1 protein-coding gene is annotated in these 548 nt (G+C 55.4%); it reads left to right on the forward strand.

Annotated elements, in window-relative coordinates; all coding sequences use genetic code 11:
• A partial coding sequence (locus L5M11_RS23850) for a putative Ig domain-containing protein (RefSeq protein ID WP_263193466.1) occupies nt 1-548 on the forward strand: 548 nt, incomplete at both ends.

Genomic DNA, 548 nt, shown 5'->3' on the forward strand with positions numbered 1-548 from the left:
CGCAGTGACCAAACCGAGCTGGTTGAGTTTCAACGCGGTGACAGGGTTACTCAGTGGTACGCCGAGCAATGCGGATGTGGGCAGTCACGCAGTCACCTTACGAGTGACGGACACGGATGGCTTAACGGCTGAGCAAAGCTTTAGTATCACGGTGACTAACGTCAACGATGCGCCAACGATTAGTTCAATGGCGGTGACGGCAGCAACCCAAGATGCGGCGTACAGCTACAACTTAGTGGCCAGCGACTCYGATACTGGCGACAGCTTAACSYTGAGCGCAGTGACYAAACCGAGCTGGTTGAGCTTCAMYGCGGCGACGGGTTTACTCAGTGGYACGCCRRGCAATRCGGATGTGGGCAGTCACGCAGTCACCTTACGAGTGACGGACACGGATGGCTTAACGGCTGAGCAAAGCTTTAGTATCACGGTGACTAACGTCAACGATGCGCCAACGATTAGTTCAATGGCGGTGACGGCAGCAACCCAAGATGCGGCGTACAGCTACAACTTAGTGGCCAGCGACTCTGATACTGGCGACAGCTTAACGC

Source organism: Shewanella sp. SM87 (assembly GCF_025653705.1).
GTDB lineage: Bacteria > Pseudomonadota > Gammaproteobacteria > Enterobacterales > Shewanellaceae > Shewanella > Shewanella oncorhynchi.